The following is a 14,543-nucleotide window of genomic DNA, read 5'->3' as shown; positions in this document are numbered from 1 at the left end:
TTTTGTCGTTTTTTGTCGGATATTCATATTTGAATATTTTAAGCGAATAGTTCCAGTTACTATTAAGGATATCTGATACTTATGTAGGAGGAACGACATGCAACAGATGGAAAAAAGCCAATCAAACGGGATGCGGAAACTAGCTGCTTTCCTCTTCTTCGTTTGTCTATCCTATACATCGTGGTACTTATTTTCACTTTTTGTCTTTCATCTCGTGTTTCCAGAAGATGTCGTGACATCCTTAGATATCGTCGTGTTCGGATTCAGTCCGGTCGTCGCTCTTGTCGTCACCATCGGCTCATTACGCTTGATTGAACGACGCATGAAACCTAAATTCACACCCCTTTTATTCATCGGGTATACGTTCTCGACAAGCATCTTGATTTATTACGCGATCGTGAACGAACTTCTGCCCCGACTGTGACTTGCAACTCCCCAGCAATTGGCATATGCTACGCTTATAGCTTGCTAGGTAAGGGGGGATACGATGAACGCACAGTATATCCTCGACTGGATGCCGCTCGTGATTCCTGTCGGTGCCATCGTCTTTATTGTCGTCATTGCAAAAAAAGCTTCGAAAATCGATGCTGAAAAGTAAGGAGACTCCAATCAGGGAGTCTTTTTTTATTGGCTTCTGTTGGTACTTTATTCACGCGATTTCCCTATTGTGCAAAAACATAACGTCACCCATTTCTATGGTATAAAGGAACTAGGCGAAAGACCTAATATTAGGAAATCATGGAGGGACAGATGAGACAAAGAACCGTCATGACTTTACTTGCACTCAGTCTACTGCTTACCGTATGTATGATGAAAAAACCAACGTTGACGCCAAAAGCCAGTACCATCGATCTCACCATCGCCGTCGTCGGAACGGCTCCAGTACTTACGCAATCCCCGGACTTCCACTCGATTGATCTGCAGGAGATCAAAGGAGATTTACGACGATACGACGCCGTCATGATTATGCCGGAGTACTTACATCAGGTAGCAGGACGTGACTATGCTACCGTCTACCGGAAGGCGCAGATTCCCTTTTTCTTTATCGGCTCTCAAAAATCCATCGAACCGTTTCTTGATCCGAGTCTATCCTATGAGGAAAGCATCTCGGTGCCGAATCCGACGTTTGCGGCTGGTATGCTCTATGACGGTACACAAAAGACGACCTGGTTGTTTGGTGAGGGAATCGAACGACCGAATCGTTCAGAGCAACTGAAGATCTATCAATCGATCTTTCAAACGATTGAACAGAGTCACTTAGCAAAGTAACGCTTGAATGAAACAGACCGAAGCGCTCGGAAGTACATCTACTTCCAAACACTTCGATCTGTTTTTTCGTCAATCGAGTTGTTTCGTCGGGGCTAAGACGATTTCCCGGATGTTCACATGTTGCGGTTGCTCGAAGGCGAATAAGACGGTGTCCGCGACGACTTGCGGATCGAGTCCACCGTCAATCGCTGTTTCCATTCGTTATAGCCGTCCTTGATCGCATCACTTGTCGTATGACCGAGTAATTCCGTCTCGACGACACCTGTTGCGATCGTCATGACGCGGACACCGTGAGACGCGACTTCACCTCGGACGTTCTCACTCATCGCGTGGACGGCGAATTTCGTACCGACGTACGCGGCATGGTCTGCGAACGTCTTTTTACCCGCAATCGAACTGATATTGATGATCTGCCGGTCTTGCGCTCTACCATCGAGGGAAGGACGGCTTGCATGCCGTGTAAGACACCGAGCGCGTTGACGTCAAACATCTCTTCCCATTCTTCCGCGTCTTGTGTCTCGATTTGACCGAGTAACATCCGTCCTGCATTATTGATGATGGCTTCGACCGGTCCGAACGCTTCCGTCGCGTCTGCTAAAGCAGCATCGAGGGCAACTCGGTCGGTGGCTGCGACTTGGCGGATCAAGACATCGTCTGAAGCAAGGCTCGTAAGACGATCAATCCGTCGTCCGAGCAATAAGACGCGGTACCCTTTCTGAATGAACGTTCGCGCAATCGCATGCCCGATTCCTGACGTAGCACCGGTGATGGCAATGAATCCTGTTTTCATGATATCGTCTCCTTATTTGATATGATAAATTGAAGATAACAGAGGGAAACCAATCCGAGAAGTACGCACTTTTAGGTCAGTCGGTTACCTTTTGGTAAGGGAGGGAACGGTATGCCGTATATAAATGAGTTCGATGCGACGATGCGTCAGATTCAAGGCAAGTGGAAAGTGATGATCTTGTACGAGCTGCATGAGGAAGGCGCGGTACGTTTTAATACACTGGAGCGTTATATCCAGGACGTCTCACCGAAGACGCTGACACAGCAGCTGAAGCAACTCGAACAAGATGGCTTGATTACGCGGACCGTCTACCCGGAAATCCCACCTCGTGTTGAGTATGCGTTAAGTGCGAAAGGTACGTCCTTGATTCCACTACTCGATGCGATCTGCGACTGGGGACTCGCGACGACACCACGCAACCAATTATGCGCGACGAGGAAGCCCCTGCTCCATGAGCAGGGGCTTTTCGTTAACGTTCGATTTGTTCTCGTACTTGACGGCGGAACGTCTGAATGTCGTAGGCCGGTTCACTTGGACTGAACTCAATCCCGTCAATCAGTCGAGCGTTTGGTGACGCATCTGGGAACTCGATCCGTGTCAGCCATTCAAGCGTCGTCTCTTCATGACGTCTTGGGAAGGCTTGCTCGAGTTGAGAGGCAATCTTCAGAAGCGGATGATGACTATGCCGCTTTGGCGCATGCGCCCGTACTTGTTTGGAGTGCTTGACGGTTTGTTCTTTTTCGATCGCTATGACTTTTCGCTTCCGGATGACATAAAGCGTAACCGCAACTAAGATCACCGTCAGAAGCGTCGTTGCGATCCAAATCCAATCCGGTGTTCCTGCCTGGACGGCAGCTTGCTCCACGTCTTGAACACCTTTGATATTCTCTAGCCCCATTGCCCGGTTCGTCATCGTGTCCGCTTCCTGACCAAGTGGTTCCGTCCAAAGGAACAATGAACCGAATGCTTCAAATAGCGGACGAATCGCACTCATGACGGATCCGACGAGCGCTTCTTTCGTGAGACGGAAGACAACAGCGATGATCAGCCCCGCGCTGAGGACCAGCGCGATCGTCGGGAAGATACGCCGCCATTCTGTCATGTAGGTGACGACGAATGGATACGCAATGACGAAGACCAAAATTAAAAATGCGCCAATTGGTGGTGTCACTCCCGGGAACAATACCATCACGACGCCGATGACCATCGCACTCGTAGCGTATCGCCACGGCGAATCGACCGTATCAAGAAACGCGGTCCAGGCGACGAAGACAAGGGCTAAGACGCTAGCTACGGGAGAGAGGAAAAACAAGGACCCCGCTACGAGTAACTGTAATCCGATTCGAAGCGAACGATGTGGTACGAAAGCGAGTACCGGAAGAGCGATCGCGAGATAGAACGGAACCGGTAACAGACTCGCAAGGAATATCCACCAGAGAATCATGCGCTCACTCCTTTCTGCCGGTGACCGAGATGAATCTCCGCCGTCGTCGACGGCACACTACGTTGCAATCGCTTCGTGAAGTACCGTCGCTCGAGCGGTAGATCGTATTCGGAAATCCGGGCAAGGCATTCCATCGTCCGTAGGAATTGATGTTTTCCCATACCAGACGGAACATGGTACCACTGACCGGATCGGTTGACCATCGAAATCCAGAGGCTGTAGGAAGCCCCTTGTTTCTCGAGTTCACGGATGATCGTCGCGGCACGCGATAATAGTTTCTCGAAGTCCGAGCGGAGGGCGAGTCCGTCTGCGGACAAGCCATCGACGATGACGGCATAATCATGGTTACGTTTCCGATCATATTGATACGAGTACAGCTCATTCGTCTTCGCATAAGCGGACCAGTAGATCGACTTCGCATCTCCGGAGTAGGGGACGACGGAGTGGAAACTCGAGCGATCGGTGAACGGACTCGAGCGATCAATCGTCTCACCGGGAATCATCCGCTCATTCCACTCGACTGACGCTGGTGCAAAGTCAGGGAAGACGTGACCCAGCTCTTGGATATCAAGCGTCACATAGATTGTGATCAAATGAAACGGATCCAAGATCATGACGTCAAACGACTGAATCCGAATCGTTCCTCGGTGAGCGGCAATGACATCGATTGAAAACGGCACAATCGTCTGTTTGCTGACATATAAGTGTTGACGCCAAAATTGACTACTCGCATCAGGAAGCTTGATCTGATCCCCGAGCAAGCCAGAAATCGTGATGCGACCGAGTGGTAACTTCGTTGGGTTCGACAATTCGAACGGTATCTGGATCGTTTCCTCTCGAAAAGCGCGAACCGTCTCAAGGAGGCGGACGCGAATCCGCTTCGCAACGTATTCGAGATAATACGGCATCACCCAGCCATATAATGTATAGGCGAGTAATAAAGCCGCAATCCAGACAGGACCATAGAGTCCCACGATGACGCCGCTTGCACCTGTCATCGTAAGAATGATGAGGTTAAAGCCTTTTGGTATGATCAATTGCATGATTACACCTCAGTCGGAACAGTGAGTGAATCGAGGACTTGCTCGACGAGACGTTCGTTCGATAGCTTCAGCGTCGCTTCGAGCGTCAAGACGAGACGGTGGGCAAGCAATGGCGTCGCCAAGTGCTTGACGTCCTCTGGTGTGACGTACGTCCGCTCCTGCATCCAGGCCCGTGCTTTTGCTGCTTTTAAGAGTGCGAGCGTCGCTCGTGGACTCGGTCCGATCTCAACGTCACGATGGGCGCGGAGTGCGTCACAGACATCGAGTAAGTAGTTTTCGACGCTATCCTCGATCGAGACGGCAACGACTTCCTCTTTCCAGTCATTGAGTTGTTCGAGCGGAATCTGTAGTTCGGCTGCTGTTAAGTGCACCCCGCGTAATAATGCTTTTTCCGCTTGACGTGTCAGCGGAGCGAACGATAACTTGAACAAGAAACGGTCGAGTTGGGCATGCGGTAATGGGAATGTACCGTGTCCATCGAACGGATTTTGTGTCGCGATGACAAGAAAGTGTTGCGGTAACGTATAAGATGTATCCCCGATCGTCACTTGCCCTTCCGCCATTGCCTCGAGCAATGCTGACTGTGTCCGTGGAGTCGTCCGGTTGATTTCATCGACGAGGACGATGTTCGCGAACAGCGGACCAAACCGTTGTTCAAACGATCCTGTCAGCGGGTTGAACAGCTCCATCCCAAGTAGGTCGGTCGGTAACGTATCCGCTGTACATTGAACACGTGAGAACTTCGCTTCGAGTGTCTGCGCCAGTGCTTTTGCTAATGTCGTCTTACCGGTCCCCGGGCGGTCTTCGAGCAACACATGACCTTCTGCGAGTAAGCCCATCAATAAATGATCAATCACATCGTCCTGACCAAGGACAGATTGTTTGAGTGATGTACGTAACGTTTGAAACATAGATGATTCCCCCTTTAAGATGCATCGTATTTCTAAAGTGTACGAAAATTCAGAAAAAACTGCTAGTGATTTTCCAGGAATCACGCATAAAGAAATACGTCTATCTTTTATACTACCATTTTCATCCAAAATTTTCGTAAAATATTAAAAAAATTGAAACAGGATTATGAAGTCACTTAGCGAATAGAAGGATATAGTCATTGGAATAGGGAGGATGGACAGATGAAACCACACACGACCGAATCGAACTCTACTCTAAACCAGCAACAGGATGTTGCTCACAGTCCTATTGACGAGTATCAACGGATTGTTGCTGGAGGACCTCCGAATCGCCGAGCCTTTGCCGCGATTCGTCGGCTCCCATTCGGATTACGTTTGCTGACGTATACGCTCGGTTCCTTATTCACAGCAGGCATCCTCGCTGGACTCGTCATCAGTCTACTCGGTTAAAAAAGACTCCCTCAGCATTCCGAGGGAGTCTCATCATTCTTCAAAGAGATCATCCATCAACTCGGAGATCTCTTTTTTACGTGCGTTCGTCTCATCGCGTAAGATCCGAATCGAGCGCCCGGTCCAGTCGAGTCGGTCGCCAATCGTCGCCTGGCGCGGCAAACGACTTTTCGGTAATGTGATCGTCTCGCGGTCGTCGGTCTCGCAAATCGCTAGATCGTCTTCAAAATCAGCTAGGGTCAATCGCATCTGATGCACCTCCACGTCTCGTTATTTCGGCCGTAAATCGGTCCGGTTCGATTCCTTGATGCCGTCACCGGTCGAGATATACTGGATCGTTCCACTTTGATCGGTCCGGTCAATCGTAATCCGTTCTGTCTTTAGCTCCTGTAAGACGGAGGGGCGTGGGTGACGATAGGCATTGTCCTTCCCGGCTGAGATCAACGCTCGCTTCGGATCAACGGCTTTTAGGAAGGCCAGGGAGGACGATGTGTCTGCTCCGTGATGCCCAAGCTTCAAGACATCGGTGCTAAGATCGACATCTGACTCGAGCAATTGTCGTTCCGTCCGGATCGGAGCGTCACCCATGAAGAGGAACCGATCCTGTCCATGTTCGACCCGCAGAACGGCACTCCAACTGTTGAGATCCTGCGTTCCGTCCGTTAGGGGCGCAAGGAACGTAAAGCGTGCGGCTTCACTCGGTATCTCAAGACCTGCCTTAACCGACTTGATCGTCACCCCTTCGCGCTTGACGGCAAGGAGGAAATCGCGGTATGTCTCTGTCGTATGCGTGACACGCGGGGCATAGACGCTATCGACTGGAAAGGCATCGAGGACGGTATCAAGTCCACCGATATGATCGGCGTCCGGATGTGTCGCGATGACTGCTGTTAAGCGTTTGACACCCAATTCTTGCAGGTAGCGGACGACATCTTCGCCTTTGCCGTTATTCCCACCGTCAATCAAGATCGCGTCTTCCTTCGTCCGGATGAACGTGCTATCCCCTTGACCGACGTCAAAACCATATACCTCCATTTGTCCCGCGGTTGGGGCAGGGGGCTCTTCATCCCGGGTCGTGTAGAAGATGACAATCAGGCAGAGTGCTAACAGAATCGTTGATCCCCACTTCAACATGTCGGTTCCTCTCTCTCGAACAGATAGAGCATGCCGTTACGCGGATGACCGAACCGCGGTCCGCGGTAACCGCGCCGTTTCAAGGCAGCCCGCATCAAAATCATCATGCCGCCGTGACCGACGAGCAATACTCGTTCATCGTCCTCGAACATCAATTGATTCAATAGGACCTCAATCCGTTCGTTCGCTTCCTTGATCTCCGCCTGAATCCGTTTGCTGAACGGGGCTGCGAGTCGACCGAGGACCGCCCAGCCAAGAAACGGTAACCGTAGATTCGACTGAATCGTCGGAAACGGTACTTCCCGTAGTAGATCCGTCACGATGATCTCTTTATCGTAGACACTCTTCGCCGTCTGGACGGCGCGTGGCATGCTACTGGCATAACAGACTGTCCAGTCGATCTGACCGAGCTCGACCGGTTGAATATCGATGTCTGACGTATCATACCGTTCAATCCATTTTTCAATATCGCTGGCACTGATCCAGCCTTTCGTCGGGTATCCTTCCGTCACCCGGTGATGTCTCACTAATCCAATTTGTTTCATACTTCGTGCGACGGTCAAGACCGTCTCCCTCACTTTCATTCATCGTTTAGAGTGCGACGCGAATCGCGAGTCCACATAAAATCGCACCTAAGATACTGAGCAAGCTCCCGATGATGTAATATTCCGCAAAGCGGCGATCTTCAAACTGTTTAAAACGGGCCAGTGCCTTCAAAGCAATGATGAACCCGATGGCTCCGGTTGCGTTCGTGACGACGAGCAAGGTAATGATCGCCCGTTCGACGAGACCGATATAACGCCCGATTCCGTTTAATTCCGTCGTATAACTGCGCGCAGAATCTTCGACTTCATGTGTGACGGTCCGCGAAACGCCGTCTAATTGCTCCTTACGTGTCACTTTTCGCTCGAAATGCGCTTCGATCAAGCGCGGAGCAAATGGTGCGAGCATTAAGGCAATCCCGTGGCCGAGTAACTCCGTTGTCACTAAACTAAAGCATAGAATCCAGAGGACCTGCTCGGGTCGTGAGAACGACAACGACCAATCGATCGGGATGAATATCCATGTCAAAGCGATGATAGCAGCGATATGTAACGCTTGATCGATCCAGTACGCCGCCGCTTGCTTGACGCGACGTTTGAGCGGGGAGGCATCGAGTAGGGCGTGAAACACGAGAATACTTCCTCCAAGCCATCCGGCGATGTCGATGGTTAATCTCCCTCGGATGCCGAAGAACGCAAGGACAAGTAGCATCAGAGCCGCATGAACGGCAATATGTTGGAATAAGATCCGTTGGTGTCGGTGTTTCAGTAGCGCCATCCGTCTCGTCTGTAATGGAAAATCAGCAAGTAGGTGGACAAGTATAAGGCTAAGTAAGATGGTCACCGAATCGCCTCCCAGACTTGGAATTGCTCCAGTGCCTGTGTCAAGGCAGCTTCAAGACGCTTCCGTTGCTTACGCTGCGAGCGGGAAACGAGTTTTGCGACATTCGCGCGGGCATCTTGTTCTTTAAAGCCCATCTTCAGACCGATCTCTTCATACGTATCATCTGGATATTGATCCATCAACCGGTGCAGTTCAATCTGACGGTCCGTCTTCCCGAAATACGCCGGATAAAGCATCTCGAGATAGCCATTCAGCAGGGCGGTCGGTAAGTAGGGCGGTCCAGCAAACGCAATCCGTGACGGAAGCGTCTTCGCCAATTCCTGTGCTTCAAAGGCATGAATGATCGCACTGCCATTGGCTTCTTCGGCTTGGGTCGTTGAAATCGTCTCATATTGACCAAATCCGATCCCGATGTAACCTGGCAATTCTTGATTCAATAAGTGCAGCATGACCGGATAACTAACCGGATAATCCGCAAATACCGCTAGTAAGCTATCACCGGATTTGATTTGGAACGGAACGATACTCGTTGGAAATGCCGTATTTAGATCGTTCGCGAGTTCTCGGAGCGCTTGAAGTAATGCTTCTTTGCTCGGATAATCGCGGGAGCCTTTGACATCAAACGACAAGGCAACAGCTTGCATGACGATTCCTCCTGTTCATTTGTTGCCACAATCATGGAAACATTTGATTTGTTACCGTTAAAAAGGTAACATTCGCGGTGTTACTGTTATTAGAGTAACAAAGAATGAAGAAGAAGACCAACAGGACGATAGACCGATTTTTACACGACAGGGGGGATGGATGAATCTGACTAAAAAATCATTTTTTTATTCAAGTTAACATAACATATATTATCAATAGTTATAAGAATTCGTCTCATAATCAAGGTAAACTTAAGATAGTGAGACGAAACAAAAAAACACGGGATTAACCGTGTTTTCGACAATCATACGGACGTGTCCGTTCCAATCGATGAATCAAACGATCCAAGAATATATGATGGCGGCGTTCGAGTTGCGTGATCCGTTCAAGCGGCAACCACGCGAAATCAAAGAAATCACCGCAATCCTGACCGTCACCAGCAACACAATGCGTCCAGCGGTTCTCTTGGCATTCAATGTGCGCATGATAGAAATACGTGTAATGCACCCGCATTCGCTCCGGATAACGCATCTCTTCTTCGCCGATGTACTGGACGGATGCTAACGAGAGACCACTTTCCTCAAGCGTCTCGCGGACAGCCGCTTCTTTTGCGATTTCAGCATCTTCGATCGTACCTGCAGGAATCTGCCAATCACTCTCAGGAGCCGATTGTGGATGAAAAACAAGTAGTTCCCATCCGTTAGGTTTTTCCCGAGTGATATAGATTGCTACTTTTTCGCGACGTCTGAATTTCATCTTCATCACCTCTCCAAGGTCGGCAGATTGCACAACAAGCAGCTAAAGGGACGGTCCCGTAGCTGCTTGATCAATTGACGCTATAAGCAAAGCTGCGGAGACGCGTGACCCGACGCTTGTTCGTGACGAATCGTGACCTAACTATTTCTTCTATTGTAGCTGTTATTGGTCAGTGTTTCAATTTGTAAACGATATTTCTAGCGATAAATCTCAAAATTCCGAGCATTCGTCTCAAAATTCCCTCTCCTGCCCTGCTAAATCTAAAAAAGCTCCCCCGTTATCCGGAGGAGCCTCATCTTATCGTGTATACCAGTCGAGTAAGGGACCGAATTTCTCTTCATCGTAGGCAAATGAACCGTTCGATAAGCGGTCGAGGAACGATAACGAACCGATTTGGATCGTTTTCTCTTGCTCTTTTCCGCTGAGGACCAATTCTTTCGCTTGTGTGACGTCGATCAATGCTGCGACTTGGTGTGGTTTCGATTTCAAATCACGGAGCAACTGTAAGCCACGGAGCGCACGGCTCGAGACTTGGAACTGATCCGCGAGGCGCATCTTCTTCAAGGCACCCCGTTGCGTCAAGAGAACGATCTGTGGTGCTTCCTTGAAGCCAATTGCACCCGCGACAACATCTTGATCCTTCAGGTTGATCGCTTTAACACCGGCAGCCCGAACACCGACGACAGGAACGTCGTCTTCCGTGAACCAGAGACCGAAACCGTTCTGTGTCGCAAGGAACAGTTCCGTTTGACCTGTTGAGACCTGAGCATACAAAACTTCGTCGTCTGCCTTCAAACGGACACCTTGAAGTGGTTTTGACTTCCGCTGGGCGTTGTAGTCACTCAGTTTCGAGCGTTTGACCATCCCTTGACGAGTCACGAACAAGCAATGCTGTGCTTCGTCGAACGAACGAACGAGATCCGCTGAGAGAACCCGGTCACCCGGTTCGAGTGGAACGAGGTTCGCGACGTGTTGACCGCCATCTTTCCATTTCGTATCCGGCAATTGATGGACCGGAATCAGCAAGTAATTCCCGCGAACGGTCCAGACGATCAAGTGATCCGTCGTCATCGCTTGCCCTTGGAGCAACGGACGATCCTTTTCCTTCAAATCCGGTAAGTCGTTCGAAGCACCGAATGAACGGAGCGACGAGCGTTTGACGTACCCGTTTTTCGACAGGAAGACCATCGTTTCTTCGACAGCGATCATGACTTCCGTCTTCAGCTTCAGTTCTTCAACTTCCGCTTCGATCGTCGAGCGACGTTTGTCTGCGACTTGTTCCTTCAAGACTGTCAATTCCTTGATGATGAGACGATTCCGTGTCTTTTCATCGTTAAGGATCTTCTCAAGACGAGCGATTTCCTTCTCGAGTTTCGCTGCTTCTTCCTGCAACTCGACGATATCGGTATTCGTTAACCGGTAAAGTTGGAGCATGACGACAGCTTCCGCTTGGCGATCCGTGAAGTTGAAGCGCGCGATCAGCTTCTCCTTTGCGTCCGCTTTGTTCGACGCAGAACGGATCAAAGCAAGCGTCTCATCGAGGACAGAAATTGCTGTCATCAAGGCAGAAACGACTTCCTGACGGCGTTTCGCTTGTTCGAGATCAAACGCTGTCCGGCGGATGACGACTTCCTTGACGTGTGCAAGATACGCATCAAGTAGTGTCAAGACGCCCATTTGCCGCGGTGTCCGTTCATGGATCGCGACCATGTTGTAGTTATAGGCAATTTGTAAGTCAGTCTGTTTGAGGTAGAAGTGTAAGACACCTTCTGCGTCCGCTTCCTTCTTCAACTCGATGACGACGCGTAAGCCGTCGCGGTCGGTCTCATCACGAACTTCCGCAACCCCTTCAACCTTTTTGTCGAGACGGAGTTCTTCCATCCGTTTGACGAGATTCGCTTTATTGACCTCATACGGGAGCTCCGTGATGACGATTTGCTGACGACCGCCCCGCAGTGTCTCAATCGTTGAGCGCGAGCGGATGATGACTTTCCCGCGTCCTGTCTCGAACGCCTTCTTGATGCCGTCAAGCCCTTGGACAACACCACCAGTCGGGAAATCCGGACCTTGCATGTGCGTCAATAGATCATCGACGTTCTGGACTGTCCCGGAGATCCGACCGATTGCAGCATCGAGGACTTCTCCCGCGTGGTGCGGTGGAATCTCGGTTGCGTAACCGGCGGAAATTCCCGTCGAACCGTTCATCAGCAAGTTTGGCAGGAGTGACGGTAAGACGAGCGGTTCTTCCGTCGTATCATCGAAGTTGAGCGTGTAATCGACGGTCTGTTTATTGATCCCGTCGAGAATGAGGCTTGAGACTTTCGACAGACGGGCTTCCGTATACCGCATCGCTGCCGCGCTATCGCCGTCGATTGATCCGTTGTTCCCTTGCATATCAATCAACGGATAGCGTAGTTTCCACTCTTGGCTCAAGCGGACCATTGCTTCATAGACCGATGAATCACCGTGCGGGTGATAGTTACCGATGACGACACCGACCGTCTTCGCCGATTTCCGGTAGGCCCGGTCGAACAGGTTACCTTCCGTATGCATCGCATACAAGATTCGGCGTTGAACCGGTTTCAGACCATCCCGGGCATCCGGTAAGGCACGATCTTGGATGATATATTTCGAATAACGACCAAACCGGTCGCCGACGACTTGCTCGAGCGACAGGTTCAGGATGTTTTGTAGATTAGACATGTTCGTTCACACTCTCTTTCGTCACGTGCTCATTCTCGATGATCGAGAGGTCTTCCGCGAGACCGAAGGCGACATTGTCCTCGATCCACGTTCGGCGGTGCCCGACGTTATCGCCCATGAGGACAGAGACGCGTTTTTCAGCAACAGCAGCATCGTCGATCGTGACCCGAATCAACGTCCGTGTCTCAGGATCCATCGTCGTTTCCCAGAGCTGTGGTGCATTCATCTCCCCAAGTCCTTTGTAACGCTGGATCATATAACCTTTACCGAACTTCTTCGTCGTTTTCTTGAGCGTCTCTTCGTCCCAGACGTATTCAAATTTCTCCGATTTGCCTTTCCCTTTGGAGACACGATAGAGCGGTGGTAAGGCAACGAAGACCTTCCCAGCGTCGATCAACGGGCGCATGTAGCGGAAGAAGAACGTCAATAGCAAGACTTGGATATGTGCGCCATCGGTATCGGCATCCGTCATGATGATGACTTTGTCGAAATTACAATCCGACAAGTCAAAATCGGCTCCGACACCGCCACCAATCGCGTGAATGATCGTGTTGATCTCTTCATTCTTCATGATATCGGCAAGTTTCGCTTTTTCCGTATTCAAGACCTTCCCACGAAGTGGAAGGATTGCTTGGAACGTCCGGTTTCGTCCTTGTTTGGCAGAACCACCGGCAGAATCACCCTCGACGAGGAACAATTCATTCTTGTCCGCGTTTTTCGAAGCCGCAGGTGTTAGTTTTCCGTTCAAGATGCTCGAACGTTTTTTCTTTTTCCCGTTTCGTGCTTCTTCGCGCGCTTTCCGTGCCGCTTCCCGGGCTTGCGCAGCGCGAATTGCTTTTTTGATCAACAGCGTCGCCGTTTGCGGGTTCTCTTCCAAGTACGTCGAGAGACGACGGCTGATGACAGCATCACAGCTCGTCCGCGCTTCCGGTGAACCGAGTTTCGACTTCGTTTGTCCTTCGAACTGGAGGAACTCTTCCGGAATTCGGATCGAGACGATCATCGTCAAGCCTTCGCGGATATCATTTCCGTCAAGGTTCTTATCCTTTTCCTTCAAGAGCGTGTTCTTTCGGGCATATTCATTCATAACCCGTGTCATCGCTGTCTTCGCACCGACTTCGTGTGTTCCACCGTCGCGTGTCCGGACGTTGTTGACGAACGACAGGACGTTTTCCGAGTACGCATCCGTGAACTGGAAGGCGATATCGACTTCGATCTCGTTTTCCGTTCCTTCGAACGCGACCGTCGGATGAAGCGTATCTTTATCATCGTTCAAGTACTGGACGAATTCGCTGACACCGTCTTGGTACTGGAAGATATCTTGTTTATCGGACCGTTCGTCCGTCAGCGTAATCTTCAGACCTTTCAGCAAGAAAGCGGATTCGCGTAAGCGTTCCGCGAGCGTATCGTAGTTGTATGTCAACGTACTGAAGATCGAGCCATCTGGTTTAAAGTAAACGCTCGTTCCTTTTTGACGCGTCGTACCCGTTTCAAGCAACGTCGTCTTCGGAATCCCACCGTTTTCAAACGTTTGCTCATATTGTTTCCCGTCACGGAAGATCGTTACTTTCAAATCCGTTGATAAGGCGTTAACGACCGACGCCCCAACGCCGTGTAAGCCACCGGACGTCTTATAGCCACCTTGACCGAACTTACCGCCAGCGTGAAGGACCGTGAAGATGACTTCAGCAGTCGGCTTTCCCGATGCATGCATCCCCGTTGGCATCCCACGTCCATGGTCACGGACGGTGATTGCATTATCTTTATGAATCGTAACGTCAATTTGTTCCCCGAATCCTGCGAGTGCTTCATCGATCGCGTTATCGACGATCTCGTAGACGAGATGGTGAAGTCCACGGTGATCGGTAGAACCGATATACATACCTGGGCGCTTCCGGACTGCTTCGAGTCCTTCGAGCACCTGTATGGCATCATCATTGTAGTTATTTAAGTCTGTCGCCATTCAATTCACCTCAAAATTCGAAATTACGACGTCGTTTTTACAAACGTTC

At 50.4% G+C, this 14,543-nt stretch carries 15 protein-coding genes and 1 pseudogene; 4 read left to right on the top strand and 12 right to left on the bottom strand.

Translation table 11 applies throughout. From position 1 onward, the window contains the following. The first annotated feature begins 97 nt into the window (after positions 1 to 97). Positions 98 to 424, top strand: a complete 327-nt coding sequence (locus tag B4C70_RS02570) for a hypothetical protein (RefSeq protein WP_290776848.1) — start codon at positions 98 to 100, stop codon at positions 422 to 424. Positions 425 to 750: 326 nt separating this feature from the next. After that, positions 751 to 1,269: a hypothetical protein gene (locus tag B4C70_RS02565; protein ID WP_290776847.1), complete on the top strand. Its 519-nt coding sequence runs from the start codon at positions 751 to 753 to the stop codon at positions 1,267 to 1,269. 113 nt (positions 1,270 to 1,382) lie between these two features. Here the strand turns inward: B4C70_RS02565 and B4C70_RS02560 are convergent. Next, positions 1,383 to 2,059 (bottom strand): annotated as a pseudogene (locus B4C70_RS02560) (SDR family oxidoreductase). A 111-nt stretch (positions 2,060 to 2,170) separates the two neighbouring features. Between B4C70_RS02560 and B4C70_RS02555 the strand changes: the two are divergent. Next, on the top strand, positions 2,171 to 2,599 hold the full coding sequence (locus B4C70_RS02555) for a helix-turn-helix domain-containing protein (RefSeq protein ID WP_349678011.1): 429 nt from the start codon (positions 2,171 to 2,173) through the stop codon (positions 2,597 to 2,599). Here the strand turns inward: B4C70_RS02555 and B4C70_RS02550 are convergent. From B4C70_RS02550 to B4C70_RS02540, 3 genes are read right to left on the bottom strand one after another with little or no spacing between them, the layout of a single operon-like run. After that, positions 2,529 to 3,503, bottom strand: a complete 975-nt coding sequence (locus tag B4C70_RS02550; RefSeq protein WP_290776846.1) for a hypothetical protein — start codon at positions 3,501 to 3,503, stop codon at positions 2,529 to 2,531. The two genes, B4C70_RS02555 and B4C70_RS02550, sit on opposite strands and share 71 nt — an antisense overlap. Further along, a complete protein-coding gene (locus tag B4C70_RS02545; RefSeq protein ID WP_290776845.1) occupies positions 3,500 to 4,546 on the bottom strand; it encodes a DUF58 domain-containing protein in 1,047 nt (348 codons plus the stop codon). Before B4C70_RS02545 ends, B4C70_RS02550 begins: the two co-directional genes overlap by 4 nt. A gap of 2 nt (positions 4,547 to 4,548) precedes the next feature. After that, complete coding sequence (locus B4C70_RS02540) at positions 4,549 to 5,457, bottom strand: AAA family ATPase (RefSeq protein WP_290776844.1); 909 nt, start codon at positions 5,455 to 5,457, stop codon at positions 4,549 to 4,551. A gap of 222 nt (positions 5,458 to 5,679) precedes the next feature. Here B4C70_RS02540 and B4C70_RS02535 point away from each other — a divergent pair, with 222 nt between their 5' ends. Further along, positions 5,680 to 5,907 carry a hypothetical protein gene (locus B4C70_RS02535; protein ID WP_058703407.1) on the top strand — a complete coding sequence of 76 codons (228 nt, stop codon included), beginning with the start codon at positions 5,680 to 5,682 and terminating at the stop codon, positions 5,905 to 5,907. 33 nt (positions 5,908 to 5,940) lie between these two features. Here B4C70_RS02535 and B4C70_RS02530 read toward each other — a convergent pair whose 3' ends face one another. The 8 genes from B4C70_RS02530 to parE all read right to left on the bottom strand — a co-directional run bounded on the left by B4C70_RS02530 (position 5,941) and on the right by parE (position 14,494). After that, on the bottom strand, positions 5,941 to 6,156 hold the full coding sequence (locus B4C70_RS02530) for a DUF3006 domain-containing protein (RefSeq protein WP_029341721.1): 216 nt from the start codon (positions 6,154 to 6,156) through the stop codon (positions 5,941 to 5,943). A gap of 21 nt (positions 6,157 to 6,177) precedes the next feature. After that, the gene (locus B4C70_RS02525; RefSeq protein ID WP_414654415.1) at positions 6,178 to 7,038 is read right to left on the bottom strand and encodes a ComEC/Rec2 family competence protein; all 861 of its coding nucleotides are present in this window, start codon (positions 7,036 to 7,038) and stop codon (positions 6,178 to 6,180) included. After that, complete coding sequence (locus B4C70_RS02520; protein WP_290776842.1) at positions 7,035 to 7,604, bottom strand: histidine phosphatase family protein; 570 nt, start codon at positions 7,602 to 7,604, stop codon at positions 7,035 to 7,037. The genes B4C70_RS02525 and B4C70_RS02520 overlap by 4 nt, the downstream gene beginning before the upstream one ends. Positions 7,605 to 7,632: 28 nt before the next feature. Beyond that, positions 7,633 to 8,427: a DUF3307 domain-containing protein gene (locus B4C70_RS02515; protein ID WP_290776841.1), complete on the bottom strand. Its 795-nt coding sequence runs from the start codon at positions 8,425 to 8,427 to the stop codon at positions 7,633 to 7,635. After that, positions 8,424 to 9,071 (bottom strand): hypothetical protein, encoded by a 648-nt coding sequence (locus B4C70_RS02510; protein ID WP_214723219.1) that lies wholly within the window; start codon positions 9,069 to 9,071, stop codon positions 8,424 to 8,426. The genes B4C70_RS02515 and B4C70_RS02510 overlap by 4 nt, the downstream gene beginning before the upstream one ends. A gap of 286 nt (positions 9,072 to 9,357) precedes the next feature. After that, complete coding sequence (locus tag B4C70_RS02505; RefSeq protein WP_230088538.1) at positions 9,358 to 9,828, bottom strand: NUDIX domain-containing protein; 471 nt, start codon at positions 9,826 to 9,828, stop codon at positions 9,358 to 9,360. Between the two features lie 297 nt (positions 9,829 to 10,125). Further along, a complete protein-coding gene (gene parC / locus B4C70_RS02500) occupies positions 10,126 to 12,531 on the bottom strand; it encodes a DNA topoisomerase IV subunit A (RefSeq protein ID WP_290776840.1) in 2,406 nt (801 codons plus the stop codon). Further along, positions 12,524 to 14,494, bottom strand: coding sequence for a DNA topoisomerase IV subunit B (gene parE, locus B4C70_RS02495; protein WP_035407952.1), 1,971 nt, complete (start codon positions 14,492 to 14,494; stop codon positions 12,524 to 12,526). Before parE ends, parC begins: the two co-directional genes overlap by 8 nt. Between the last annotated feature and the right edge of the window lie 49 nt (positions 14,495 to 14,543).

The organism is Exiguobacterium sp. UBA5002, assembly GCF_002396765.1.
GTDB lineage: Bacteria > Bacillota > Bacilli > Exiguobacteriales > Exiguobacteriaceae > Exiguobacterium_A.
Note: the sequence above shows the minus strand (reverse complement) of the source record. Positions and strands in the feature narration are given on the sequence as shown.